Consider the following 24,885-nt stretch of genomic DNA (forward strand, 5'->3'; position numbering starts at 1 on the left):
TCCCGCTCTTCGAGTACCCGCCGCGGGAGTGGGCGCTGTTTCTCGGCATGGCCGTCGGCCCGGGCGTCGTCGGCCACACCGTCATCAACTGGGCGCTGGCGCACATCGAGTCCAGCGTCGTCTCCGTCTCCCTGCTCGGGGAACCGATCGGGAGCACGCTGTTGGCGCTGATTCTCCTCGGCGAGATCCCGACGCCCGCAACCGTCGCAGGCGGCGCCGTCGTCCTCGGCGGAATCTACGTCGCGGCGGCGCGCCGCCCCGGCGCCGAACCGGAATCCGCCTCCGACGACCGACCCCGTTCGGCGGGCGAGTGACGGGCGAACGGGCGTATCATCTGTGATAACTGGGAGACAACGCTGATAGTCCGCACGCGGCGTGTCGGTGTATGGTCGGCCTCCGCGACGGGGTGACGGTGCTGCACGTGGACGATGAGCCCGGACTCTCGTCGCTCGTGGCGACGTACCTCGAACGCGAGGCCGCGGACGCCGAACTGACGGTCGAGACGACCGAACGCGGTCGGACCCGCCGGAACGAACTAACTACTCCAACACCGCCCTCGCCCGCCGGTGTCGCTCCCGGAACATCGGCTCGAAGCCGACGGAGGCGAACGGCGTCGCGGCGCGTCCGAGAGGCCCGCAGGGGAGTTCGTACTCCACTTCGTCTTCGAGAATCGTCCCCCCGCCGTCGGCGAAGAAGCGGTGGGTGTGGACCCACGACTCGAACGGCCCGCCGACCATGTCGTCGCGGAACATCGCGCTCCCGTCTCCCTCCTCGCGCGCGACGATGCGGGAGGTCCACCGCCGTCTCGGGCCGACGCCGAACGGCCGCGCCGACATCCGAATCTGCGACCCCTGCTCCAGTATCTCCGGGTCGGACTCCCCCTCCGGGCCGCGCACCGCCTCGATTCGGAGGTTCGTCCACTCGGGCGTGAGCGTTTTCAGACCAGAGACTCGCGAGTGAAAGTCCCATACCTCCGAGAGCGGTGCGTCGATGCGCGTTCGACGGGAGTACGTCGCCATGCGCGGGCGTAGGGGCGACCGAAAGAAAAGCCACGCGGGCGGGCCGACGGACGTACGCCGTCGGCGACGCTCTCGGCGATCAGTGTCGAAAGAGAGAGCCGTCCCGGGTGAACGCGCACGCGGACAGGGGTTGGGGTGGCTACGTCGCGCGGAACACCAACTGCGGACGCGACGCGACTGCGCGGGGGGACACCCGGGCGGGCGGCGGCTCGTCCGGCGCTGAACGCGCCGGTCGGGTGTCCACGGCGATCAGAGGGGGGGCTTCTCGCCGCGGGCGGTCTACACGACGGCCGGATGACACTTACGTCTTGTGCCAAATCGGTACCGAACCGCACGACGGGGACCCGCCGTCCGGCCTCAGAGGGTGAACCGGGTGACGTTCGTTCCCGCCGCAGTCAGGTCGCGGTGCGTCGCCGCCGCGACGGTTATCTGGTTCTCGCCGTACTCGATGTCGGGTCGCACCTCGAACCGCCCCTCCTCGGGTTCGAGAAGCACCGTCTCGCTCGGCGTCTTCACCGCGACGACTTCGCCGTCGGTCTGTCCGGAGACGACGAGTTTGTCGCCCATGAATCGGGTGCTGACCTGCAGTTTCGGCGGTTTCGGCCGGTCGGAGTCGAGGTACCGACGGCGGACGAACGCGGGCATCTCGACGGGTTCGCCCGCCTCGACGCCGTGCGCGAGGCGGACGAACTGCGCCATCGACCACGCCAACGGCGTCGCCGCGCCGGTGCCCTCGCCGAACTCCCAGTTGTAGTCGGTCGCGTGTTCGCGGTCCCACACCTGTTCGGCCAACATCCGGCCGGAGTTCGCGAACCCGGCCATCGTCCGGAGGAGGTTCTCGGGGGCCAGCGGTCCGTCCTCGGTCCCGGCGATGAGTTCGTACTCGCCGCGTTCGCCCGTGAAGATGGGCCACAATCTGCCTTTCCCCTTCGACTCGATGGACCACGGCGCGCCCTCGTCGCCGCGTTCGCGTTCGCCGTAGCCGTCGCCGTTGTAGCGGTAGAACGCCGGGCCGTACGGCGTATCGACGCGAATCGTGTCGTCCATCTCGCGGACGGAGTTCTCTATCACCTCGTCGTCCGGGGGCTTGATGCCGAGGCGGGTGAGTTCGAGGAACCCGCCGTCGATAATCTCGCGTTCGTCGAGCGTCGGCCCGTTGTTCGCCAGCGTCCGGAGGTGCCCAGCGTCCGGGTCGCCGTCGCGGGTGACGCGGACGTAGTACGGCGTGTGCTCGTGCCGGTCCGTTCCGGTCGTCGTCGCGCACCACTCCTCGACGCGTTCGGTCCAGTCGTCGGCCAGCGCCAACCAGATGAGGGCGTCGGCGTCGTGCCCCTCGTCGATGGCGATGGAGGCGGCGCAGGCGAGGCCGGCTATCTCCGCGGCGATGGACGAGGGCGAGTAGCCCGCCTCCTCCTCCCAGCGCTCTTGGGCCGTCGGCGGTCCGTTCCGCGCCACGTAGTCGGCGGAGCGCTTGACGTTCACGTAGTCGTAGCCCACGTCGTCCAACTCGACGCCGTTCTCCGCGAGCATGTACGCCATCACCGACGGGAAGGAGATGTTGTCCATCTGCTCGCCGCCCCACCGGGTCCGCCCGTTCAGATAGGTGTTCTGCGGGATGAACCCGCGTTCGTCCTGCTGGAACTCGTAGATGTACTCGAGGGCGTCGACGGCCGTCTGCACGTCGCCGACGGCCTCGAAGACGGTGAACACCTGGTACAGGTCGCGCGACCAGACGAAGTTGTAGCCGTACCCCTTCGCCTCCTCGGCGGTGACCGCCTCGCCCCACGGCACGGACGGCGAGGCGATGCCCGCCCCGAGGAACGTCTTGTCCTCGACGGCGCGGAGCGTCATGAGGCAGGCGCGGTACTGGTTCGCCAACTCCTCGTCGTCGGCGACGGCGGCCGGCAGTTCCTTGTCCGCGAGGAAGTCGGCCCACGAGTCGCAGTACGCCCGGTAGGCCGTCTCGTACCCGCGGGTGAGTGCGCCCGCCGCCTCGCCGAGTGCGGCGGCGGTGTCGGCGTTCTCGGCGAACCCGAGAGCCAGCGTCTCCGACAGTCGGCTTCCGATACCGACGCGGCCGACGAGGACGACGTTCTCGTTGTTCACGCCGTCCTGCGGCGTCGGCAGTTCGCCCTCCCCGAACAGTCCCGTGAGGTGGTCGGACCCGGCGACGCCGACGGTGGCCCAGTCGAACCGGCCGGCGGAGGTCATCGCCACGGCGACGCTGTACTCCTCGCCCTCCCCGTCGATGAGGAGCGGTTCCGTCTCGCCTCGCTGGTCGTACGCGCCGGCGTCGCGGGCGACGAGGTGGTACGTCCCCATCTGGCCGAGGCGGAGTGCGCGGTCGGTCGCGCCCGTGTTCACGAGTGCGGTGTCGGCGACGGAGTACAGTTCGTACTCGTTGTCGTCGCCGGACTCGAAGTTCACGTCCACCAACAGCGCGTCGTGCTCGGGGTCGGTGACGTACTCGACGGTCAGCGTCCACTCGTGGCCGCGCCCGTCGCCCGTCTCGGTGACGGTGTGTCGGAAGCAGAGCGCCTCGTCCTCGACCATCTCGGCGGTGCGTTCGATGGTGTCGGCGTCGTCGTCGCGGCGCGTCTCGTTGTGCGTCCGCGCGGTGTACGTCGAATCCTCGTCGGCGTCCACGACGAGGAAGTCCAGCGTCCGCAGGTTCATCAGGTCGACCCGGGGGAAGCGCACCTCCGTCAACGCCCCCTCGGTCAGCGTGAACCACAGGCGCGAGGGGTCCTCGGACGTGTGGTCCGCGACGGTGCCGACGCCGTACTTCTCGCCGGTCGTCCACCGCGGCCGGTGCTCCGGCCCCGAGGGCGCGGGCTTCGGCGCGGGAAGTGCGTCGTACTCGTGGAGCAACGCCGTCGCGTGCAGGCGGAGGGCGTGCGACCACCCCAACGGTGTCGCGCTATCGAACGTCCCGTCGTCGAACACCTGTTCGGCGAGGTAGCCCGCGGGCGTCGTGAACGGGCCGTCCTCGCGCAGGAGTTCGTACAGGTGGGCGGCCCGTTCGAAGAACTCCCCGGCCGCCGCCTCCCGGTCGTACTCGTCGAGGAGCACTCCGAGGTCGGCGGCGGCGTTCGCCCCCCACGCGGTGGAGACGGACCACAGCTTCTCGTCGTCCTGTTCGGCGCTCCGCCAGTAGTCCTCCTCGAAGCGAATCAGTCCGCGAACCTCGCCGTCGTCGGACTCGCGGTAGAGGTCCTCCAGCGCGATTTCGACGTGCGACGCCAGCCGGTCCAGCGCCTCCTCGGGCACCTCGGCGATTTCGCCGTACTCCGCGACGGCGTCGACCAGCGCGAACGACCCCGAGTCGAGGCGGGAGTCGAGTTCGCCGCCGCGCAGGCGGAGTCCGTACACCCCGTAGCCCTCGTCCCATAGGAGGTCCAGTCCCTCGAACACCGCGTCGGCCTGTTCTCGCGCGTGGGCGGCCAGGTCGTCGTCGACCGGCGCGCGAGCGACGGACGCGTACGCCTGCAGGAAGGTCGCCGCCGTGTGACTGAAGCGGCCGACCATGTTCTCCCACGCGTTCTGGCACTCCTCCGGGAGGCCGTCGTCTTCGAGGGAGTCGTCGAGTCCCTCGACGCCGCGCGCTATCGCCCGTTCCACGTCGCCGGCGAGACTCGCGCCGAGTTCCTCGCGCCGGGAGCGAAGCAGGGAGGCGAGGAAGGCGACGACGCTGGCAGTCTGGTCGGCCTGATACTCCGGCTTCTCGGAGCCTTCGACGCGGGCGTGCGCCCACCCCGGGGCGATGGAGCCATCGACCGCCCACGCCCGCTGGGGCCACGTCCCGTCGTCGAGTTGCGTCTCGCAGAAGAAGCGCGCCGTCGTCGCCAGACTCCCGGTCAGGTCGAGGTCCAACAGGTCGTCCGCGCCGAGGAGGTACCGCGACAGTTCGGCGTCGTCGCGGAACCACGTGTAGCCGTACCCGCCGGTGTGCGAGTAGAAAGGATCGAACTCGGGGGCGGCGATGTGCGACCCCGAGGGAGCCGTCAGGAGCGACAGGGCGCGGAGGTCGGAGCGCACTATCCCCTCGCGCGGGACGTGTTCGGGGACAGACACCTCGGCCCGTTCGCGCGCCGCCGCGCGGATGTCGTCGGCGGTGGAGTGCTGGAGCGCGCAGTTCCGAAGGTCCTCCAACGCCTGTTCGCGCGACAGTTCCCGGTGGTTCGACAGTTGGGTGACGAGCGTGGTCTGTGCGCCCCGCCCGGCCCGTTCGAGGGGGGCGGAGACGACGATGTCGCCGCTCAGGTGGGTGTCCTCGTACTGTTCGAGGACGGCCTCGCGGGGGAACTCGAACACCTCCTCGGAGAGCACCTCCTCGAACCGTTCGGGAACCTGCCCGCGAACGTCGTCGAGACCCGTCGAGGCGGTGACATAGTCGTGTTCGTCGCGGTGGAACACCTCGACTGCCTGCTTGCCCTCCGGACCGCCCCGTTCGTGGATGAGGCGACCGACGCGCGTCTCCCGGCCCTCGGGCGCGAACGTGAGGAACGCCGTCAGGTGGGCGTCGGTCGGAATCGCGCCGCGGAGTTCGACGTGGGTGACGTGCGCCCGTCCGAGCGTCAGGTCGTACTGGTGGACGGTGAACTCGCCGGCGTCGTACTCCGTCTCCACGAGGGTGGACTCACGGTAGTAGTGCTGACGAACCGGTTCGAGGTCGTCGAACCAGCGCGTCTCGCCGTCAGCTTCGATGCCGAACCGAGACCGATCGATGCCGTACAGACCAGAGAGGGAAGACGAGTAGTCGCGGAGGGACCCGTCGTCGCCGACGTAGACGAGTCTGTCCCCGTGACCGGAGAACGCGCCATCGGCGGTGGGACACTCCTCGGGGAAGCGCCGGTCGCCGCGGTCGCGCTTATAATCGTTGAGCGCGGTCCGAAGTCTCATATGATGTGCAGGCGTCCGCCCCGGACATAAGTATTGGCTGGTACTGTACGTTCGGCGAGAGTTTTCGGCGACCCCTCCGACGCCCCCGAAAAATCGGACGGTAACGTTCCGTCACTCTGGCTGTGCAACAATTCTTCGAACGGGAGTAAAGACAAAGGGCCGACGTGTCGTTGGTACTGCTATGCACCACCCAGGTCCGCCGCGGTTCATGGCCGTGGGCGAGACGGTACAACTCGCGCCGCGGGACCCCGACCCGGACGCGTCGTACCGTTGGCGAGTACAGAGCGCGCCGGTCGGCAGCCGACTCGAACTCGGCGACGAACCGGTCCTCGATTTCACCCCCGACGCCGCCGGGAAGTACGTCGTCGAACTCGACGCCCCCGACGGGGCGCACGAACTCACGCTCCGCGTCTTCCAAGGCGACAAAGTCCCCGTCGGCGGCGGCACCGGGTCCTCGGGGATGAGCGGTTCGAGCGGGTTCCAGAGCGGTTCGGCCGCGCCGCCGAACCGAAGCGGCGGCGTCTCGGGGTCCGGTTCGACCGGCGGGTCCGACGGCGGCGGTGGCGGCGGCCGCCCGCGCGTCCAACTCCACGGGTCGGTCGAGGGCGACCACCTCGTCGTCAACGCGGACCCGCAACCGAACCCCGAGAGCGACACCGACCGCGAGGACTTGGTCGTGGAGTTCCTCGTCGACGACAGAGACGACGTGGACGAGTCGGACGTGGAGATATCCGGGTGGGAACTCCGCGTCCCCCTCTCCGCCGTCGGCGACCGCCTCCGCGTCCACGCCGTCGCACTCGCGGACTCCTACAGCGTCCCCGACAGCGTGGAGTTCACGCGCGATGCGATGTCTGACGGGGGTGAGCGCGCAAGCGCGCGAACCTCGTCAGAACTCGCTTCCGACGGCGGTTCCGACTCGGTAGAGTCGGAAGCAGGCCGGGCGAAGCCCGACGGTGGAAGCGAAGTCGAGTCCGTGTCGGCCCCCGACGAGGACGCCGTCACCGTTTCCCGGCCGAACGACCCGCCGGAGTGGGCAAAGGAGGTGACGCTGTACGAGATCTACGTCCGCGGGTTCGCCTCCGACGACGACGAGGCGGAGACCACGTTCGAGGCGTTGGAGAAGCGCCTCGACTACCTCGCCGAACTCGGCGTGGACTGCCTGTGGTTGACGCCCGTCCTCCAGAACGACCACGCGCCGCACGGCTACAACATCGTCGACTTCTACGAGATAGCGGCTGACCTCGGGTCGCGCGAGGACTACGAGGCGTTCGTCGAGGCCGCCCACGACCGGGGGATGAAGGTGCTGTTCGACCTCGTGTTGAACCACTCCGCGCGGGACCACCCGTTCTTCCGGGACGCGTACGAGAACCCCGACTCCGAGTACTACGGCTGGTACGACTGGCAGGAGAACGGCGAACCGGAGACGTACTTCGACTGGGAGTTCATCGCCAACTTCGACTACACCACCTTGGAGGTCCGCCGCCACCTACTGGACGCCGTGGACCGGTGGTTCGAGATCGCGGACGGCTTCCGGTGCGACATGGCGTGGGCCGTCCCCGACACGTTCTGGCAGGAGGTCCGCGACCGGGTGAAGTCCCGGGACCCGGAGTTCCTCCTCCTGGACGAGACCATCCCGTACGTCGCGGACTTCCACAACGGGATGTTCGACATGCACTTCGACACGACGCTGTACTTCACGATGCGGCAGGTCGGCCGGGGCCACGAACCCGCCGAGGCCGTCTTGGACGCCGTGGACCAACGCGCCGAGGTGGGCTTCCCGCCGCACGCGGCGTTCATGCTGTACGTCGAGAACCACGACGAGACGCGCTACATCGTCGAGTGCGGCGACGACGCGGCGATGGCCGCCGCGGGCGCGTTGTTCACCCTCCCGGGCGTCCCGATGCTGTACGGCGGGCAGGAACTCGGCCAACGCGGCCGACGGGACGCCCTCGCGTGGGACCACGCCCGCGAGGACATCCGCGAGCACTACGAACGACTCATCGACGTTCGCAACGAGACGCCCGCCCTCGGGTACGACGGGGCGTTCCGCCGAATCGACTACGACGCCGACACCGAGAAGGCCGTCGCGTTCGCCCGCGAGGGTCCCGAGGAGACGTACGTCTGCGCACTCAACTTCGGCGAGGAGGCGGCCACGGTCACCGTGGACGGCCTCTCGGTCGATTCGACCGACGTCGTCACCGGCGAGGACGTCGCCGCCGCCGACGGCCTGCGCGTCGAGAGCGTCGCCGTCCTCCGCGTGGAATGACCGCCGAACCGCGATCGCCGAACCGCAATCGCCGAACCAAACCCGTCTCCGTCACCGTCGCCGACTCGTTCTCGCCCCGCCCGCGACGCCGTTCGGTCGTAAACGTCGTGTACGTGCGCGTCCCAATACCCTCGTAGTGACCGATACGTACGTGTGCCCGTACTGCGGCGCGACCGAACACCGCGAGTACCGCGTTCGACTCATCCTCCTGACCTGCCCGGAGTGCGGCGAGAACGGGCGGTTCCTCAACGAGGAACTCGTCGAAGTCCTCGACGAGATTCCGGAGGAGGAGGTACCCGAGGAGTGGTCCGAACTCCCCGCCGACCAGCGACTCCACCGCGCGATGGAGCGAGGGTTGGTCGATTCGGACCGCCTCCGACTGCTGTAACTCGCGGCGAGGCGGCGTACGCGACTCCTCGCGGGGACGGCTCAGTCCCCCGTGAGCGCGGCGAGTAACCGCACCGCCTCCGCCTTCGAGAGCGGGTCGTTGGCGTTGCCGCAGTGCGGCGACTGCACGCAGGCGGGACAGCCGTCCTCGCAGTCGCAGTCGGCTATCATCTCCCTCGTCCGCCGCATCAGCGTCTCCACCTCGCCGTACCCGCTCTCAGTCAGGCCGACGCCGCCGGGGTAGCCGTCGTAGACGAATATCGTCGATCGGTCCGTGTGCGGGTGGTGCGGCGTCGAGAGGCCGCCGATGTCCCCCCTATCGCAGAGGAACGACAGCGGAAACAGCGAAATCATCCCGTGTTCCGCGGCGTGGATGCCGCCGTTGAAGCCGTACTCCCCGCCCGATTCGCGCATTTCGATCTCGACGTCCCGCGGGACGGTGAAGTAGAGCGCTTTCGTCCGGAGCGTCGTCTCCGGCAGGTCCAGCGACTCCCGGCCGATGGCCTCGCCGCGCTTGGGGTCTCTGCGCTCGAACCCGGTAATCTGCTTGCGCATCGTCACCTCGGCGAACCGGACTTCGGTGTCGGGCCGGGCGGGCAGTTCCTTCCGGCGTAAATCCTCCTCGACGGTGATGGTCTTGTCGTGGAGGACGCGCGTGTAGTAGTCCGCCCACGTCGGCTGCAGTATCGCCGTGTCGCGGTCCAAATCCAGTTTCGTCACCTCGTAGGACTGTCCCTGGTGGTGGTATATCGCGCCGCGGTGGGCGTCGCGCAGGGCGTCCTCGAACGACAGGGAGGCGATGACCTCGTTCGACCGGCCGTCGAGTAAGTCCACCTCCCGACTCTCGATGGTCCGCAGGCTCATCTCGTGTTGCGGGCTTCCGTCGCCGGAGTGCGTCCAGCGCATCCCCTTCTCCGTCTCCCGCCGGGCGAGTTCGCCCGCCGACTCCAGCGAGGAAACCACGTCGGGGAACGTCTCACCGAAGTGCGCCTCGTCCGCCCGCGAGAGCCAGTTCTCCGCGGCGGCGCTCTTCACGTGGTCCGGCAGGAGTTCCTCGTTCTCGGGGTTCGAAATCGCGCGCTCGGGGTCGCCCTCCCAGAACTCCTCGGGGTGGTTCATCAGGTACTGGTCGAGTTGGTCCTCGCCGCCGACGAGGACGACGAGGGCGTCGTCGTCGCCGCGCCCGGCCCGGCCCGCTTGCTGGAACGCGGACATGCGCGTGCCGGGGTAGCCGTCGACGAGCACGGCGTCCAACCCGCCGACGTCCACGCCGAGTTCGAGTGCGTTCGTGGACCAGACGCCGGTGACGCTCCCGTCGTGGAGGCCGGCCTCTATCTCCCGGCGTTTCTCGTGTTTGAGGGCGGCTTGGTACGCCGAGACGCCGGCGGCGGCCGCGCGTTCACCGCGTTCGCGCAGGTCGTTCGCGCTCTCGGTGGCGTAGCGTTCGGCCGCCTGTCGGGCGCGGGTGAACGCCAGCGTCTGGTGGCCGCGCGAGAGGAGGTCCACGAACAGGTTCTTCGTCTCGACGTGACTGGAGCGCCGCCGTCCGCTTCCGCGGTTCTCGTCGCGGTACTCCGGCGGGTTCCACAGCACCCAGTGCGTCGCGCCCGTTCCGCTGGTGTCCTCGTCCACGAGGCGGAACGACGACTCCTCCTTGCCGGTGACGCGCGCGGCGTGTTCGACGGGGTTGCCGATGGTGGCCGAACAGCAGACGTACTGCGGGTCGCTCCCGAAGCGTTCGCAGACGCGGTTCAACCGCCGGAGCGTGAGGGCGACGTGGCTACCGAAGACGCCGCGGTAGCCGTGCACCTCGTCTATCACCACGGTCTCAAGCGAGGAGAAGAACCACTCCCAGAGGCGGTGGGCGTGCGGCAGAAGCGCGTAGTGGAGCATGTCGGGGTTCGAAAGCACCACCGTCGGGCGGCGCTTCCGAACGTCGCGCTTCTCGGACTTCGAGAGGCGACCGGTGTACTGTTCGACGGAGACGCGACTGCCGAAGCCCAACGCGCGGGCTAAGTCCGAGAGGGTCTCGGCTTGGTCGGCGACGAGGGCGTTCTGCGGGCCGAGATACAGCGTCCGGCCGCCACGGTCCATCGCGCGTTCGAACGCCGGGACGGTGTACGCGAGGCTCTTTCCGCTGGCCGTCTGCGTCGCCAACACGACGTTCTGGCCGTCGCGGACCGCCTCGATAGCCTCGGCTTGGTGGCGGTACAGGCGGTCGATGCCGTCGGCTTCCAGCGCCGACGCGAGGCGCGGTTCGAGGTCGATGTCGGCGAACTCCGGGTCGCGCGCCTCGACCCGTCGGTGGTCGCGTATCTGCCCCTCGTAGTACGGTCGGCCGCGGAGCCACTCGACTAGGTCGTCCACACGCCTCCTCGGACCGAGGCCGCCCTGACGCTTTCGGTCGCGGGGGGCGGAATCGACCGCCTCCGTCGGTCCAGCACGGTTTTGTCCGCGCGGGCCGAACGCGGCCCATGGACGAGTACGACGCCGTGCTGATATACGACGGCGAGTGCGCCTACTGTTCCATCGCGGCGAAGGCGCTCCGACGACTGGACCGCGTCGGCGCGATTTCGTGGTACGACGATGCGTCGCAGGCGTTCTTGGAGGCGCAGTTCGGTGAGACGCCGTTCGCCATGTTCCTCGTGGACCGAAACGAGGGGCAGGTGTACGCCGGCGGGGCCGCAGCGCAGGAACTGGCCGACCGCGCCGGGACGCCGGGCATCGTCGGCGCTCTCGTCCGCGACAACTACGACCGCATCGCCGGCGCGGTCGGCGCGGTCAGCGGTCGGAACCGCGACCCCGACGACTACCACGAGACGTATCCGCTGGAGGAAGAGGCGGAGGACCTGTTCGAGGAACTCGTCGAAGAGGCTGAGGAACGCCCGGAAGCCCTCTCGGGATGACCGGCGCGGCGGACGGGCCGGTCGTCCTCAACCCGGCGGCGATACGCGCGGGCGAGGACGGACTCGGAATCGGCGACGGCGACGCGCCGCCGGGAACCTACTCGCTCGTGTACGAACTGAGAGAAGACGCGCGCGTCGAAGTCGGCGCGTTGGGCGAGTACGAGTTCCCAGCGGGCGCGTACGCCTACGTCGGTAGCGCGCACGGGTCGAACGGACTCGGGCGGGTCGAACGCCACTGCCGCGTCGCGGCGGGCAACCACGGGATCCGTCACTGGCACGTCGATTATCTCGGCGGCCACCCCGGCACCGACCTCGCGGCCGTCGTCGCGTCGCCGGACGACGAACTCCGTTCGTTGGGCCGCCGAGGAAACCTCGGCGATAGCGAATGCCGTCTCGCGCGTCACCTCGGCGGTTCGTCCGACGCCTCCTCGCCTGCGGCCGAACGTCCCCTGTCGACCCCCGTCTCCGGATTCGGGTCGTCGGACTGCGACTGCGACGCCCACCTCGTCTCCGGAGCGGACGTACAGACGATTCTCTCGGTGGTCGTCGAGTTCTTCGAAGGGAAAGAGTAGAGAGTCCCTTCAAACCGACGCCTCAGTCCGGGCAGGCTGAGAGCGTCGGCGTTGCCGGTTGAGTCAGAGGCACCCCGGCACCCGGTATTTACGTTCCGACCGTATTTAATTCATCTGTCGGCGTTATTCGTCAGTATCTGGTTATAGCATATAAAAACTTCGGCCGTTTATATGCTGTATTACCTTCGAACGTTTTTATAAACTCGCTGTCGAATTCGGCCAGTATGCGGTCGGAGGATATCTCGGAGACGCTCAGGTTGCTCTGTCGCCGCGAGGGCGTCCTTCGGCGCGTCGATTCCGAGGGGAGTCGCAAGCGTGACCTCATCGAGGAGCTCGCCGTCTCGCGGTCCACCGTCGACCGTTCGCTCCGCGAACTGGTCGACGCCGGCCTCGTCTCCCGGTCCGGCGGCGTCTACCGCCGAACGCTGGCGGGCGAGTTGGCGTTAGAGGAGTACGACCGCATCTCACGCCGACTCGACGGCCTGATGGGGTCGCCCTCCTTCCTCGACGGACTCCCCGCCGAGAGCGACGCGGACCCCGTTCTGTTCGACGGCGCGACGGTCTCGGAGGCGGAGCGACAGTCGCCGTCCGCGCCGATCCACAGCTTCACCGAGCTCTTGGAGCGGTCGTCGTACGTCGTCGGATTCGCCTCGGCCGTCTTCCCCGCGGAGGTGGAGACGTACCGCGAACAGCTCCGGCGCGGCGAGTTGGTCTCGCGGATGGTCGTCACCGACTCCGTCTGCGAACGACTCGTCTCCCAGTACGGGGACGCGGTCCAGGAGGGACTGGAAACCGGTCGAATCGACGTCAGGCGCGCGCCGGACCTGCCGTCGTACACCCTGGTCGTCGGTTCGACGACCGACTGCGCGGAGGTGGGACTCGTCTCTCACACGTCGAACGGAGTCCGGGGGGTCCTCCGAAACGACGACCCGGAGGCCGTCGAGTGGGCGCGGCGGCGAATCGCGACGTACTGGCGCACCTCGGAAGTGGTCTGCCCGCCCGCTCGCGGCGACGACTGACTGCGCTACCCGAACACCTTACTCCCCCGACGGGGAAGTTCGCCCGATGTTCCCGACGCTCCCCTACCTCGAGTGGATCGACGGCCGCACGGAGGCCGCCGAACACGACTTCGGGTCGAGCGACCTCCGGTCGTCCGCCGACGACGGGGCCGTCGTCCCCGACCCCCTCCGCGGTCGTTCCGCGCCCGACGACGCGTCCCTCCGCGCACAACTGGCCGCCGAGTACGACGTGGACGAGGAGAACGTGCTCGTGACCGCGGGCGCGACGCAGGCGAACTTCCTCGTCGCCGCGGCCGCGATAGACCTCGCGACGACTTCGGAGACGGGCCGCAAGCCGCAGGTCCTCGCCGAGAAGCCGGGCTATCAACCGTTGGTCGTCACGCCGGAGGCGTTGGGCGCGCGCGTTGACCGCTTCCTGCGTCCGGACGAAGAGGGGTTTCGGCTGGAACCGAAGCGCATCTCGAACGCCGTCTCCGACGCCTTCGCACTCGCGGTGGCGGCGAACCGCCACAATCCAAGCGGGAACCTCTCGGACCGCGAAACGCTCGCCGAGGCGGCGCAGGCGTGCGCCGACGCCGACGGCTACCTCCTCGTGGACGAGGTGTACGCGCCGTACGTGCGCGACGCCGACGAGGGGGAGTCGCCCGTCCGCGCGTTCGGCGGACCGACCGCCGCGGGACTGCCGAACACCGTCGTCACGGGGTCGCTGACGAAGTTCTACGGCCTCGGCGGCCTCCGAATCGGGTGGCTGATAGGGCCGACGGAGGTGGTCGAACGCGCCCGCGAGGTGGCGCGCCACCTCGCGTCCGTCGCGGAACCGAGTCGCCGCCTCGCCCGCCGCGCGGTCCACGACGCCGCCGAGTTGACCGCCTCGGCGCGGGATCGCCTCGCGCGGAACCACGAACTCCTCGAATCGTTCGTCGCGGAACGCGACGCCCTCTCCGGGAGCGTCCACCCCGGGGGCTCGTTCGCACTCCTGTCGCACGCGGGGGCCACCGGCGACGCCTTCGCGGAGGCGGCGTGGGACGAGGGCGTCCTCGTCGTCCCCGGCCGCTTCTTCAACCGGCCGGACCACTTCCGACTCGCACTCGGCCGACCGCCCGAGGAGATGGCCGCCGGACTCGACGCCCTCTCCGAGGTGGTGGCGTCGGTTCCGGAGTCCGGAGCGTAGGGGACGCCGGCTCAGACCAACGCGTCGGCCAGCATCTCGACCGGATGCGGCGGGTCCTCGTTCTCGCCGTCGAACTCGCCTATCTGCGACCGGCAGGACGCGCCGGGCGCGACGACCGTATCGCCGTCCGACGCCGCCACCTGCTCCGAGAGCAGTTCGCCGATGGCCTTCGACATCGAGTAGTGCTCGGCCTCGTAGCCGAAACTCCCGGCCATGCCGCAGCACGTCGAGTCCAGCGGGTCCACCCGGTAGCCCGCCTCGTCGAGGACGGCCACCGCGTGGTGGTCCTTCTTCGTTGATTTCTGGTGGCAGTGGCCGTGGTACGTGAGCGTCAGCGAGGGGGCGTTCGGCTCGACGGGGGCGTCCGCCAGGAGGTCGAACGTATCGAAGTACTCCATCACGCCGTAGGTGCTCACCGCCACCCGTTCGACGCTCTCGCCGGAGAGTAGATCGAGGTAGTCGTGCTGGAACATCACGGCGTCGGACGGTTCGACCACGACCACGTCCCACCCCTCGGCGACGAGGGGCGCGAGTGCCTCCACGTTCCGTTCGGCGGCGCGGCGCGCCTTGTCGACGAAGCCCTTCGAGTGGGCCGGGCGGCCGGAGTCGGCGACGCCGTCGGGAATCCGGACGTGGACGCCGACGGCTTCGAGGGCGCGAACCGCCGCCTTGCCCGCATCGGGGTGGTTGTAGTTCGTGTACGTGTCGGGGAACAACAGCACCTTGCGGTCGGCCTGCGCCTCGGAGACGTCCGACCGGCCCCGCTCTGCCCGCGCCTTCCGCGCTCGCTTTTCCGAGGCGGCCGCGCCGCCTCGCTTCTCGAACCACTCGACGAACGTCGCGCGGTGGAACGTCGGCAACTCGCGTTCCTCGGCGATGCCGAGCGTCTTCTCCATCACCGTCCGCGCGCCGGGCACCTTCGAGGCGACGTTCGAGAGGGGCGCGAGGGCGCTTCCCACCTTCGAGAGCGTCTCGATGTTGGCGAACATCCTGTCGCGGAGCGACGCCCCGTTTCGCCGGTGGTGCTCGTGGAGCACCTCCGTCCGCATCTTCGCCATGTCGACTTCGCTCGGGCAGTCCTTCGTACAGCCCTTACAGCCGATACAGAGGTCCAACACCTCGTGGACGAACTCGTCTTCGAACATCTCCTCTTCGGGCAGGCCGCCGCTCATCGCCTGCCGGAGCATGTTCGCCCGGCCGCGCGTGGAGAGAATCTCCTCCTCCTCCGCGCGGAACGTCGGGCACATCACGCCGCCCGTCGTCTCCTGCGGGCCGCGGCACCCGGCGCACCCGTGGCAGAGTTCCGCCATGCCCTGAAAGCCGTTCTCGTTCTCCCAGTTCAGCGAGGGGTCGAACCCCGCGTCGAACTCGTAGTCGGGCGAGAACCGCAGGTTCTCGGTCATGTCGTGGTCGCCGCAGACGTTCCCCGGATTCAGTATCCAGTCGGGGTCGAACGCCGACTTCAGGTCGCGGAACGTCCGCCAGAGGTCGTCGCCGTACAGTTTGCGGTTCCACTGGGTGCGGGCGCGGCCGTCGCCGTGTTCGCCCGAGACCGACCCGCCGTACTTCACCACGAGGTCCGTCATCTCGTCGGCGATGGCCTCGAACTCCGCCAGTCCCTCGACCGTCTTGGTGTTCACGAGGGGGCGGATGTGGAGGACGCCCGGCCCGGCGTGCGCGTAGTAACTGGCGAACGTGTCGTACTCGTCGAGGATGTCCTGCACGTCGGAGACGTACGCCGGGAGGTTCTCCGCCGGGATGGCGGTGTCCTCGATGTACGCGACGTGTTTCTCGTCCGTCGTCCGCGAGAGGAGGATGGGGAGGCCGGACTTGCGCATCTTCCAGAACTTCGCGCGCGTCTCGGCGTCGTGCGCCTCCATCGCCGTCAGCGCCGTCGGCGGCTTCCGCGTCGTCTCCGCCGCGCCCTCCGCGGGGTCCGCGACGGAGTCCGCCGCCGGCGCGCGGTCGGCGACGAGGTTCGCCACCTTCTCCCTCCCGTCGGCGTCGTCCTCGGCGTAGAACTCCACGAGGAGGACGGCGTTCGTCCCGTCGGGGAGCATCCCGACCACGTCTTTGAACTCCGCGGTGTTCCGCGCGAGGTCCAAGAGCACGTCGTCCATCACCTCCACCGCCGCGGGGCCGTGTTCGAGGATGGGTTCGACGTCCTCCATCGCGCTCACGACGTCGGGGTACGTCAGAAGCGCCACCGACGCGGTGTTCGGGATGGGTTCCAGCGACACCGTCGCCTCCGTGACTATCGCGAGGGTGCCCTCGGACCCGGCGAGCAAGCGCGCGAGGTTCACCGTCCCCGGTTCGCTGTCGGGGTCCACGCCGGAGTCGTCCGGCAGTCGTCGTTCGCCCCGCATCTCGTCCACCAGCATGTCGAGGTTGTACCCCGAGACGTTCCGCTTCAGGTCGGGGTACGCCTCCGCTATCTCCTCGGCCTCCTCGTCCAAGACGCGCGCGACTTCGGCGTAGATGCGCGCCTCCAAGTCGCCCTCCGGGTCGCCCTCCTCGTGGAGCGTTTCGACCGACACCTCGCCGAAGGTGGTGACGGTGCCGTCCGCGAGGACGACTTCCGCCTCCTCGAGGTAGTAGTCCGTCTTGCCGTACTTCAGCGAGTGCGACCCAGTGGAGTTGTTCCCGATAGCGCCGCCGAGGGCGGACTTGTCGCCCCACGCGGGGTCGGGCGCAAACTTCAGTCCGTGCGGCTTCAGTTCCGCGTTCAGGTCGCCGAGTCGGACCCCCACCTGCGCCCGCGCCGTCCCGGCGTCGGGGTCTATCGACCGAACCTCGTCCATGTGCTTCATCAGGTCCAGCACCACCGCCTCGTTGACCGTCTGCCCGGCGAGACTCGTGCCGCCGCCGCGCGGGAGGACGGGAATCTCCCGCCTCGCGCAGTACTCCACGACGGCGACCACGTCCTCGGTGGACCTCGGCATCACCACCCCGATGGGCGTCTTCTCGTACGCCGAGGCGTCGGTGGCGTACTGCTGTCGGGTGTAGGAGTCGAACCGGACGTCGCCCGCCACCAGTTCTTCGAGGTCCGAGACGAGGCCCGACCGGTCCACGTCGTCGCTCACGTAGTCGTAGTTCGCCCTCTCGTCGGCCGACGGGTCACCGACGGCGTCGCGCGTGTTCGATGCCATCTCTCTCTACCGGCGTGTTAGTCGGTGTCGTATAAAAACCCGAAGCCGCGCCGCCGGGGCGGACGCCCCGCGACGTTCCCAATTTCCGACGGGTCGATCCCGTCAGAACACGCCCGGGAAGAGGACGTAACTGAACAGCAACGCCAGCAGTCCCGTGAACGTCGCGTAGTACACCAACGGGATGAGTTCCAGTCGGATGACCCGACCCTCGTGGCCGACGAGTCCGACGACGGCGAGGGCCGCGACGACGTTGTGGACGGCGATGAGGTTACCGATGGCGCCGCCGACGGCCTGCGCGCCAAGCATGACCGTCTTCGGCGTGCCGATGCTGTCGGCGACGCCGTACTGGAACGTGCCGAACAGGATGTCGGAGACGGTGTTGGACCCGGCGAGGAACGCGCCGAGTGCGCCCACCCACGGCGCGAGGAACGGGTACAACGCGCCGGTGAAGTCGGCCATCGTGTTCGACAGGACGATGAGCATCCCGTCGGAACCGGTCGCCGTGCCGGACTGCAGCATTATCTGCACCGTGGCGACGGCGAACAGCAACGCGACGACGGCGGGAGCCATCTTCTCGAACGTCTCCATCCACGCGTCCTTGATTCCCTCCCCGTCCATGTCGTGGAGCGGAATCGTCACGAGGTGGACGGCGAGGAACATCGCGCCCGGCAGGTACAGCAGTTGGATGTTGTCGCCGAGACTCGTCCCGAGGATGTCGCCCCACTCCAAGACGAGCGTCGTGGTGAGGAAGCTCGTCAGCGGCTCCCACACCCGCGTGAGGACGAGAAGCGCGGCCAGTAGCGCGTACGGCGTCCACGCCTTCACGAGCGACATCCGCTCTCCGTGGCCGCCCCGAACGACGCCGCCGTCGGCGGCGACGCCGACGTCTCGGTCCTCCTGCGTCTCTCCCGGTTCGATGTCGCCGACCCAGTGGTCGGGCCACGTGTCGCGGGAGCCGAAGTCCCAGTCGTCGTTCGGGTGGAAGTAGCCGGCCTTCAGAGCGCCGACGGTCACCACGAGTCCGACCATCGACCCGAGGAGCCCGGGGAACTCCGGTCCGAGGAAGTAGGCCGTCAACCAGTACGGCACGGCGAACGACGCCCACGCGAACAGCGTCAGCGGAACGACTTCGAGCGCCGGTCGAATCGACCGTTCCTCGCCGAAGAAGCGCGTCATCATCGCCACGCCGATGAACGGGACGGCGATGCCGACGATGACGTGGTAGGTTGCGGCGAAGACGGCGATGTTGCCGACCCACTCGGCGACGGTCATCCCCTGCGCCTGAACCGCCTCGTTGACGAAGCTGACGTCCCCGAAGACGTCTATCATCCCGATGATGAGGGGCGTCCCGACCGCGCCGAACGTGATGGCCATCAGGTTCCCCGTCAACGCGACGACGACGGCGGCCAACGGCGGGAAGCCGAGGCCGACGAGGAGGGGGCCGACGATGGCCGCGGGCGTCCCGAACCCGGCGGCCGCCTCGATGAACGACCCCATCAGGAACACCAGAAGGACGACCTGCACGCGCCTGTCGTCGCTGATGGAGGCGAAGCCGCGGTTGATGGCGTCGAACGCGCCCGTCTGCTTCAGCGTGTACAGGAGCAGTATGGCCCCGAAGACGATGTAGAGGATGTTCGCGGCGGTGATGAAGCCGAGGATGCTCGACGCGGCGATCCACGTCGGCGACATCCCCCACCCGACGAACCCCGCCGCGATGGCGACTATCCACGCCACGGGCATCGCCCGCGTCGCCGGCCAGTAGAACCCGACCATCAGGATGGCGATGGTCGCGAGGGGGAGCACCGCGAGCAGCAACTGCGTCGCCGTCGCCATCAGCGCCCACCTCCGCCGTCTCCTTCGACCGGTTCGGTCGCGCCAACCGAGGTCGGTTCCACTCCGTTCGTGAGTCTAGGTAACATCGATCTATGTAACTGTCGTTAATGATAAATCTCTGTCGTTAACGGTCGCTAATTTGATTGGTAAGCAATGAGAACGAAAGTCGCTCCGGCGACGGCGCTTCTCCCCGAACCGGGGCGTCCGAAGGCGTCCCGTTTTCGAGCCGACCCGAGGAAACGATTATCCGGGTTTGCAAGCCACTCTCACGGTAACAGGCACGGTTGCGACGTTCGAGGAATCGCTCGAACGTCTGGAAGTCGGCTGGACGCGCGCCGCCGCCGGCGGAGAGGGGGTCGCCTACCAGAGTCACTGCCAGCACCGGACGCTCGGACTGGAGGGGTACACGGAGGCGGTGCTCGAACGCCTCGGCTACGACGTGCTCACGTCCGACACCGAGTGCTGCGGGATGGCCGGGTCGTTCGGCTACAAGTCCCAGTACTACGACCTCAGCGTGGACGTGGGCGCGGAACTGAAGCGGCAGTTCCGGACCGAGGAGGCGCGTGACCGGACCGTCGTCGCCTCCGGCCGTCCCGTCTCGACCAACTGGACTCCCTGCTAGGGCGACCCAGCGGACACCCCGTCGAGTTGGTCGCGCCGGACCGCCCGTAACGCCGTCCCGGTGCGACCGACCCTCGTCGGCTTCGTCCCCCGGTCGCCCTCGTCAGGAGTGCGCGTCGCCGTTTGCGGGCGTTCGAGGGTTTCTGAGGGCATTCGGACGGTGTCTGACGAGCGTCTGCCGCAAGTCGTCGCGTCGTCGGCTGACGCGGTCGAAGGCTACGAACTATTAAGTCGGATGACTTCAAGAGAATGCACATGGACGGGACCCCCGAAGAGATAACGACGCTTGTCGGCCGCGAGGTCTACTCCAACAACGGGGTGTTCGTCGGGGAAGTCGAAGACATCCGACTCGACCTCGACCGACAGTCTGTCACGGGACTCGCACTCACGGCACTCAACGACGAACTGTTCAGAAACCGCATCGACCCCGGGAAGGGCGTGCTCATCCCGTATCGCTGGGTGCGCGCCGTCGGCGACGTCATCCTCATCAACGACGTGGTCGAACGCCTGAAGGACCCCGAAGAGGAAGAAGAGAGCTCGGTCGTCGCCTGATTCGGTCTCAGCTTCCGTTACTGCTCTCGGAACTCTCGACGCCCATCGCCTCGAAGAGCTTTCTGCGGACGGCCTCCTCGGTCAGCTTCAGCAGGGTGCCGCGGTTGTCCTCGTTCGTCTCGATGCCGGTGAAGATGCCGAGCGGAATCTCGACGGACCCCTGCGTCGAGTGGCCGCCCGCGTCGCCGATGTCCTCGAAGGCGTCCTGCAGGACCTTCCCGATGTTCATCCGGATGTCCTTCGACCGAGCGGAGAGGTAGATTTTCTCGTCGGCGATGCCGAACACCGCCGTCGTCGTGATGCCTTCGAGCTTCAGGAGGTGTTGGGCGGCCTGCCCCAACGCGTCCCTGTCGCGGATGAACCCCGCGTTCGAGACGAGGTGGCTCCCCTGCACCTCGCGGTTCTGAATCGCCTCCGCCAGCACGTCCAGCGTCTCGGCGGACATCGAGGGCGACTCCACCTGTTCGAGGGTGTCGTGGTTGGCGAACGGGTAGAGGTACGCCGCCGCGGTGAGGTCCGCGGGCGTCGTCTCGCGCTTGAAGTCGAGCGTCTCCGAACGGATGCCGTACAGGAGGGCCGTGGCGACCGCTTCGCTCGGGCTGAGGTCGAACTCCTGGATGTACTTCGTGAGGATGGTCGAGGTGGAGGAGACGTTCGGCCGCACGTCCATGAACGCCGCGCCGATGTCCTCGTCGGGTTCGAAGTGGTCGATGAAGACGTCTATCTCGGCCGTGACCTCCGGTTCGGAGGACTTCATGTGGTCTACGAGGGCCACCGCGCCGTACTTCGAGAGGGGCGGCGCGTCCGCGAGTCGGACGAGTTCGATGCCGAGGAGGTTGACGAAGGCGCGGTTCTCCTGGTGGCCTATCTCGCCGTCGTAGAGGATGTCCGATTCGAGGTTGTACTCCGCCGCGATCGCTTGCAAGGCCACGGCGCTGGCGATGGAGTCGGGGTCGGGGTTGTCGTGTGTGAGGATCGCCAGTCCGTCGTCCGTCCCGTCGAGGAGGTCGGCCAACTGCCGCGCCTTGTACTCCAGTTCGCCCGATTCGAGCGACCGGAGCGCCGAGTCGGCGATGACCTCCGAGGGGTTGATGACGACGTCCGCCCCGAGCCCGGAGAGCTCGTCCTCCGAGACGGGGTCGGAGGCGCGGACGACGATGAACTGCTCGCCGCCGTTCTCCCGAATCGCGGAGACGGCGGCCTTGTTCGCCTCCACGTCCGAGGAGAGGATGAGGACCACGTCGCGGTCCGTGACCACCTCCGCGACCGCGGGGTCGGCGATGTCGGTGGTCTGTGCGTTCAGGTCTTGGTCGCGGAGCGCCTCGACCCGGCTCTCGTCCTTGTCGAGGATGAGCACGCTCTTGCCCTCCTCCGCTAACTCCTCGGCCACCGCGTGCCCCACGCTCCCGCATCCCAAAATGGCGTAGGTGGACATCGAGGAGATAGTGACCCCAGCACTCATGTTACTTGCAATTCTGTCGGACGACACTTAACAGCACTCGTTTCGGCGAGTGCCGTCCGCGCCGTCGGCCGCTCTCGGCGGGCCGAATCGCCGTCCGCGCCGGACCGAAAGGAAACACATTTAGTTACCCCTCCGTTACGAGAAATTGCGAGGGCCGGTAGCTCAGTTAGGTAGAGCGTCTGACTCTTAATCAGACGGTCGGGGGTTCAACTCCCTCCCGGCCCGTTCCAGATCGTTCGCGAGCGAAGCGAGCCGACGGTCGAACCACGAGGGAGGAGCTGAATCGGGGAGCGAACGGAGTTCGCGACCGAGGTTCAACTCCCTCCCAGCCCGTTCCCATCGTTCGCAGGTGACGCCGCGCTCTTCACCTCCTCTCGGTCGGTCGCACGCCGAGCGTCCGCCCCGCGCGATGCACACCGCGTTTCCAGTAAAAATCGCAAGACTGCGGCGCGTACGGAACGACATACCCCGCCGTCGAATCTCCCGCGGGCGGTGCGACTCTCACGCTTCCCGATACCTTCGACTGATCTAGGTGTCCGTCCGGACGATAGGCGGGTAATACCGCCAGAGGATAGAACGGGAGTCGTCCTTCTCGCCGTCGCGGCCGCACTCGTCGCCGTACTCGGCGCGGTAAAGGGCGTCAACGAACGCCTCGTCTCCGCCGCGGCGGCGGAGGCGTCACTCACCCCGTCTCTGAGCGCGGTTCCGTCAGGCTTGGGCAGCTTCGCGCTGCTCGTTTACCTCGTCGTCGGGAGCGTACTTCTGCTCCGCGCGGTACTCCGTCCGTGACGACGCGTCCGTCGTCCGACGGTCGTCTACGAGCTCCACCGCGCGCCACGCGTTGCCGCGCATGCCGACGGACTCCATCTTCAGCGGAAGCGTCGTGCCCGCGGGCAACCGTTCGAGCGTCTTCCGTACCTCCGCAGACTCGCACTCGACCACCTGCCGCACCTCGTTCTCCGACTCGACTCTGACCGTCATCGCGCCGTGGTCGTTCATCGGCCAGACGATGCGAACCGCGCGCACGTCTCCTGTCGCCGGGGTGATGTTTTGGCTCATACTAGTCTCTGTCGGCAGCTACCGCCATAAGCTCTCTTTTGGCCATCGCGGGTTTATTCGAAGAAATTAATAATCGCTGTAACGATCATCATGAAATCTGAGCAACAACTCAGAAAACCGAGAGACGGACGGCGCTACCCCTCATCGTCCAGTAGTTCGTCCAGGAGCGTCTCCAAACTGTAGTTCTGTAGCACCCGGTGACTGTCCCGGAGCGTCGAGATGACGAACGTGGAGTTCGTCCGTTGGACCTCCTCTATCGTCTCGAAGTCGGTGATGAGTCGTTCGACCATCTCCCGCCCCGAGAGGTGCGCGACGACGATGAAGTCCGTCTCCCCCATGGTGAAGTACGCCTGCGTCACGCCCTCGACGTCCAGTATCTTCTCCTCGAAGTCGTGGTGGGACCCGCTGTAGTCGGCGAGAATCTCGACGAGGACGGTCACGCCGAGTCCCACCTCCTCGACGTCGATGTCGTAGAGGTCGTTCTCGATGATACCCGCCTCGCGGAGGTTGTTCAGTCGATAGTGGATGGTCGAGACGGGGATGTCCGTCTCCTCGTGGAGTCTCTCTGGACTCCCCGTCTCCAAGTCGGCGATAGCCTTCAGCAGGCGGATGTCGCGTTCGTCCATAACCGGGTACGCGACGATTCGTCTCCGGTCGCTTAACACCCACCGCTCTGGAACGGCCGACACTCGATTGCGGGTTTCTCTCACGCACGACTATTGTATCGATTTTTCAGTAACCATCTCGGGTTTGATTGTATTCAGATTCAATTCAAAGCAATCTGTTGTAGTCAGGTTTAACAATCGCCGTCTCAGATGGAGAAATAACTCGATGAATCCGCTCTCCCGATTCGGTTCTGCAGGACGCGACGCGGCGTTGTTTCTCACGCTCGCGTGCTTCTGGGGCACCTCGTTCGTCGCTATCGAAGTCGGACTACCGTACTTCCCGCCGATGCTGTTCGCGGGCGTTCGCTACGCGGCGGCGGGGGCGATTATCCTCGCGTACGCCGCCGTCACCGCGGATCGGTTGCTCCCGCGCGGGCGTGACGAGTGGACGAGCGTTCTCGTCGCGGGCGGCCTCATCATCGGCGCGTACCACGGCCTCCTCTATCTCGGACAGATGCACGTTCCGGGTGCCGTCTCGTCGGTGGTCGTCAGTCTCTCTCCCGTGTTGACCGCCGTCTTCGCCGCCGTCGTCCTCAGCGAGTCAATGGACCGCTTCGGCGTCCTCGGCTTTCTCCTCGGCATCGCGGGCGTCGTCGTCGTCGCAGACCCCGACCCGGCGAACCTCCTCTCGGCGGACATCCTCGGCGTCGGTCTCGTCTTCCTCGGGTGCGTGACGTTCGCCCTCGGCGCGGTTCTCACCCGTCCTCTCCGCGTCACTCTCCCGACGGAGTCGATGCAGGGGTGGGCGATGCTCCTCGGAGCGGGCATCCTCTTCGTGGCGTCGTTCGCCCGCGGCGAGTCGCCCGCGAGCATCGAGTGGACGCTCCCCGCCGTCGCCTCACTGGCGTACCTGACGCTCGTCTCCGGCGTCGTCGCCTTCCTCATCTACTTCACGCTGTTGGACCGCGTCGGAGCCACGGAGGTGAATCTCATCGGCTACCTCGAACCGGTCGTCGCCGCGACGGTGAGTTGGGCGGTCCTCGACCACGTCGTCGGCGCGCAGACCCTCGTCGGGTTCGTCGCCGTCTTCGCCGGGTTCGCACTCGTCAAGCGCGACGCACTCCGCGCGCGCCTCGGACTCGGCGACCCCGCCGCCCCCGCGTCGCACGGGTACGACGCCGACTGAGGGGCGAACGGTCGCCGTCTCTTGTCTTCGAACTGTTCTCGAAATGACGATTTCAGCCGTTACCGGGCCTGAATTAGCCGGTTGACCGAGACCACGTCCGGACCGTTCTCACCGTTCGGCGGTAGCGAGTAGTAGACCGTCGCGCCCGATGGCACCGATGTAACTCGGTCGTCTCT

16 protein-coding genes, 1 tRNA gene and 2 pseudogenes are annotated in these 24,885 nt (G+C 67.7%); 11 read left to right on the forward strand and 8 right to left on the reverse strand.

Going from position 1 to position 24,885, the window contains the following annotated elements; translation table 11 throughout:
- Nucleotides 1-2 precede the first annotated feature (2 nt).
- Nucleotides 3-314 (forward strand): annotated as a pseudogene (locus tag ACFQEV_RS09995) (DMT family transporter); the annotation flags it as partial.
- A gap of 225 nt (nt 315-539) precedes the next feature.
- Here the strand turns inward: ACFQEV_RS09995 and ACFQEV_RS10000 are convergent.
- On the reverse strand, nt 540-1,019 hold the full coding sequence (locus tag ACFQEV_RS10000) for an SRPBCC family protein (RefSeq protein WP_379695426.1): 480 nt from the start codon (nt 1,017-1,019) through the stop codon (nt 540-542).
- Between the two features lie 357 nt (nt 1,020-1,376).
- Nucleotides 1,377-5,921 carry a DUF7997 domain-containing protein gene (locus ACFQEV_RS10005; protein WP_379695428.1) on the reverse strand — a complete coding sequence of 1,515 codons (4,545 nt, stop codon included), beginning with the start codon at nt 5,919-5,921 and terminating at the stop codon, nt 1,377-1,379.
- A gap of 208 nt (nt 5,922-6,129) precedes the next feature.
- Here ACFQEV_RS10005 and malA point away from each other — a divergent pair, with 208 nt between their 5' ends.
- Together malA and ACFQEV_RS10015 are read left to right on the forward strand one after the other, a co-directional pair.
- Entirely contained in the window at nt 6,130-8,187 is a 2,058-nt protein-coding gene (gene malA / locus ACFQEV_RS10010; protein WP_379699824.1) for an alpha-amylase MalA, read from the forward strand.
- 136 nt (nt 8,188-8,323) lie between these two features.
- On the forward strand, nt 8,324-8,575 hold the full coding sequence (locus ACFQEV_RS10015) for a hypothetical protein (RefSeq protein ID WP_379695430.1): 252 nt from the start codon (nt 8,324-8,326) through the stop codon (nt 8,573-8,575).
- 41 nt (nt 8,576-8,616) lie between these two features.
- On the opposite strand, the gene ACFQEV_RS10020 is transcribed toward ACFQEV_RS10015, so the two are convergent.
- The gene (locus tag ACFQEV_RS10020) at nt 8,617-10,941 is read right to left on the reverse strand and encodes a DEAD/DEAH box helicase (protein WP_379695432.1); all 2,325 of its coding nucleotides are present in this window, start codon (nt 10,939-10,941) and stop codon (nt 8,617-8,619) included.
- Between the two features lie 107 nt (nt 10,942-11,048).
- On the opposite strand from ACFQEV_RS10020, the gene ACFQEV_RS10025 reads away from it, so the two are divergent.
- The 4 genes from ACFQEV_RS10025 to ACFQEV_RS10040 all read left to right on the forward strand — a co-directional run bounded on the left by ACFQEV_RS10025 (nt 11,049) and on the right by ACFQEV_RS10040 (nt 14,242).
- Nucleotides 11,049-11,480: a DCC1-like thiol-disulfide oxidoreductase family protein gene (locus ACFQEV_RS10025; protein ID WP_379695434.1), complete on the forward strand. Its 432-nt coding sequence runs from the start codon at nt 11,049-11,051 to the stop codon at nt 11,478-11,480.
- On the forward strand, nt 11,477-12,052 hold the full coding sequence (locus ACFQEV_RS10030) for a GIY-YIG nuclease family protein (RefSeq protein WP_379695436.1): 576 nt from the start codon (nt 11,477-11,479) through the stop codon (nt 12,050-12,052). The genes ACFQEV_RS10025 and ACFQEV_RS10030 overlap by 4 nt, the downstream gene beginning before the upstream one ends.
- A 224-nt stretch (nt 12,053-12,276) precedes the next feature.
- Entirely contained in the window at nt 12,277-13,071 is a 795-nt protein-coding gene (locus ACFQEV_RS10035) for a helix-turn-helix transcriptional regulator (RefSeq protein ID WP_379695438.1), read from the forward strand.
- A gap of 46 nt (nt 13,072-13,117) precedes the next feature.
- Entirely contained in the window at nt 13,118-14,242 is a 1,125-nt protein-coding gene (locus ACFQEV_RS10040; protein ID WP_379695440.1) for a pyridoxal phosphate-dependent aminotransferase, read from the forward strand.
- Between the two features lie 11 nt (nt 14,243-14,253).
- On the opposite strand, the gene ACFQEV_RS10045 is transcribed toward ACFQEV_RS10040, so the two are convergent.
- A complete protein-coding gene (locus tag ACFQEV_RS10045; RefSeq protein WP_379695442.1) occupies nt 14,254-17,391 on the reverse strand; it encodes an FAD-binding and (Fe-S)-binding domain-containing protein in 3,138 nt (1,045 codons plus the stop codon).
- Nucleotides 17,392-17,493: 102 nt separating this feature from the next.
- On the reverse strand, nt 17,494-19,224 hold the full coding sequence (locus ACFQEV_RS10050; protein WP_379695444.1) for an L-lactate permease: 1,731 nt from the start codon (nt 19,222-19,224) through the stop codon (nt 17,494-17,496).
- 334 nt (nt 19,225-19,558) lie between these two features.
- Between ACFQEV_RS10050 and ACFQEV_RS10055 the strand changes: the two are divergent.
- Both ACFQEV_RS10055 and ACFQEV_RS10060 read left to right on the forward strand, forming a co-directional pair.
- Nucleotides 19,559-19,896, forward strand: a pseudogene (locus ACFQEV_RS10055) (LUD domain-containing protein); the annotation flags it as partial.
- Between the two features lie 204 nt (nt 19,897-20,100).
- Nucleotides 20,101-20,397 carry a PRC-barrel domain-containing protein gene (locus tag ACFQEV_RS10060; protein ID WP_379695446.1) on the forward strand — a complete coding sequence of 99 codons (297 nt, stop codon included), beginning with the start codon at nt 20,101-20,103 and terminating at the stop codon, nt 20,395-20,397.
- Between the two features lie 7 nt (nt 20,398-20,404).
- Here ACFQEV_RS10060 and ACFQEV_RS10065 read toward each other — a convergent pair whose 3' ends face one another.
- The gene (locus ACFQEV_RS10065) at nt 20,405-21,859 is read right to left on the reverse strand and encodes a DHH family phosphoesterase (RefSeq protein WP_379695448.1); all 1,455 of its coding nucleotides are present in this window, start codon (nt 21,857-21,859) and stop codon (nt 20,405-20,407) included.
- Between the two features lie 151 nt (nt 21,860-22,010).
- On the opposite strand from ACFQEV_RS10065, the gene ACFQEV_RS10070 reads away from it, so the two are divergent.
- A tRNA-Lys gene (locus tag ACFQEV_RS10070) sits at nt 22,011-22,084 on the forward strand.
- Nucleotides 22,085-22,567: 483 nt separating this feature from the next.
- Here ACFQEV_RS10070 and ACFQEV_RS10075 read toward each other — a convergent pair.
- Entirely contained in the window at nt 22,568-22,918 is a 351-nt protein-coding gene (locus ACFQEV_RS10075; protein WP_379695451.1) for a hypothetical protein, read from the reverse strand.
- A gap of 134 nt (nt 22,919-23,052) precedes the next feature.
- Nucleotides 23,053-23,544 carry an Lrp/AsnC family transcriptional regulator gene (locus tag ACFQEV_RS10080; RefSeq protein WP_379695453.1) on the reverse strand — a complete coding sequence of 164 codons (492 nt, stop codon included), beginning with the start codon at nt 23,542-23,544 and terminating at the stop codon, nt 23,053-23,055.
- Nucleotides 23,545-23,749: 205 nt separating this feature from the next.
- Between ACFQEV_RS10080 and ACFQEV_RS10085 the strand changes: the two genes are divergently transcribed.
- Entirely contained in the window at nt 23,750-24,709 is a 960-nt protein-coding gene (locus ACFQEV_RS10085) for a DMT family transporter (RefSeq protein WP_379695455.1), read from the forward strand.
- Nucleotides 24,710-24,885: the final 176 nt, after the last annotated feature.

Source organism: Halopelagius fulvigenes, assembly GCF_042662625.1.
Lineage (GTDB): Archaea > Halobacteriota > Halobacteria > Halobacteriales > Haloferacaceae > Halopelagius > Halopelagius fulvigenes.

Coding starts and splice junctions, on each gene's coding strand:
- ACFQEV_RS10040 (WP_379695440.1), top strand. CDS start 13,118: ATGTTCCCGACGCTCCCCTACCTCGAGTGGATCGACGGCCGCACGGAG.
- ACFQEV_RS10045 (WP_379695442.1), bottom strand. CDS start 17,391: ATGGCATCGAACACGCGCGACGCCGTCGGTGACCCGTCGGCCGACGAG.
- ACFQEV_RS10085 (WP_379695455.1), top strand. CDS start 23,750: ATGAATCCGCTCTCCCGATTCGGTTCTGCAGGACGCGACGCGGCGTTG.
- ACFQEV_RS10030 (WP_379695436.1), top strand. CDS start 11,477: ATGACCGGCGCGGCGGACGGGCCGGTCGTCCTCAACCCGGCGGCGATA.
- ACFQEV_RS10060 (WP_379695446.1), top strand. CDS start 20,101: ATGGACGGGACCCCCGAAGAGATAACGACGCTTGTCGGCCGCGAGGTC.
- ACFQEV_RS10025 (WP_379695434.1), top strand. CDS start 11,049: ATGGACGAGTACGACGCCGTGCTGATATACGACGGCGAGTGCGCCTAC.
- ACFQEV_RS10065 (WP_379695448.1), bottom strand. CDS start 21,859: ATGAGTGCTGGGGTCACTATCTCCTCGATGTCCACCTACGCCATTTTG.
- ACFQEV_RS10050 (WP_379695444.1), bottom strand. CDS start 19,224: ATGGCGACGGCGACGCAGTTGCTGCTCGCGGTGCTCCCCCTCGCGACC.
- ACFQEV_RS10000 (WP_379695426.1), bottom strand. CDS start 1,019: ATGGCGACGTACTCCCGTCGAACGCGCATCGACGCACCGCTCTCGGAG.
- ACFQEV_RS10005 (WP_379695428.1), bottom strand. CDS start 5,921: ATGAGACTTCGGACCGCGCTCAACGATTATAAGCGCGACCGCGGCGAC.
- ACFQEV_RS10035 (WP_379695438.1), top strand. CDS start 12,277: ATGCGGTCGGAGGATATCTCGGAGACGCTCAGGTTGCTCTGTCGCCGC.
- ACFQEV_RS10075 (WP_379695451.1), bottom strand. CDS start 22,918: ATGAGCCAAAACATCACCCCGGCGACAGGAGACGTGCGCGCGGTTCGC.
- malA (WP_379699824.1), top strand. CDS start 6,130: ATGGCCGTGGGCGAGACGGTACAACTCGCGCCGCGGGACCCCGACCCG.
- ACFQEV_RS10080 (WP_379695453.1), bottom strand. CDS start 23,544: ATGGACGAACGCGACATCCGCCTGCTGAAGGCTATCGCCGACTTGGAG.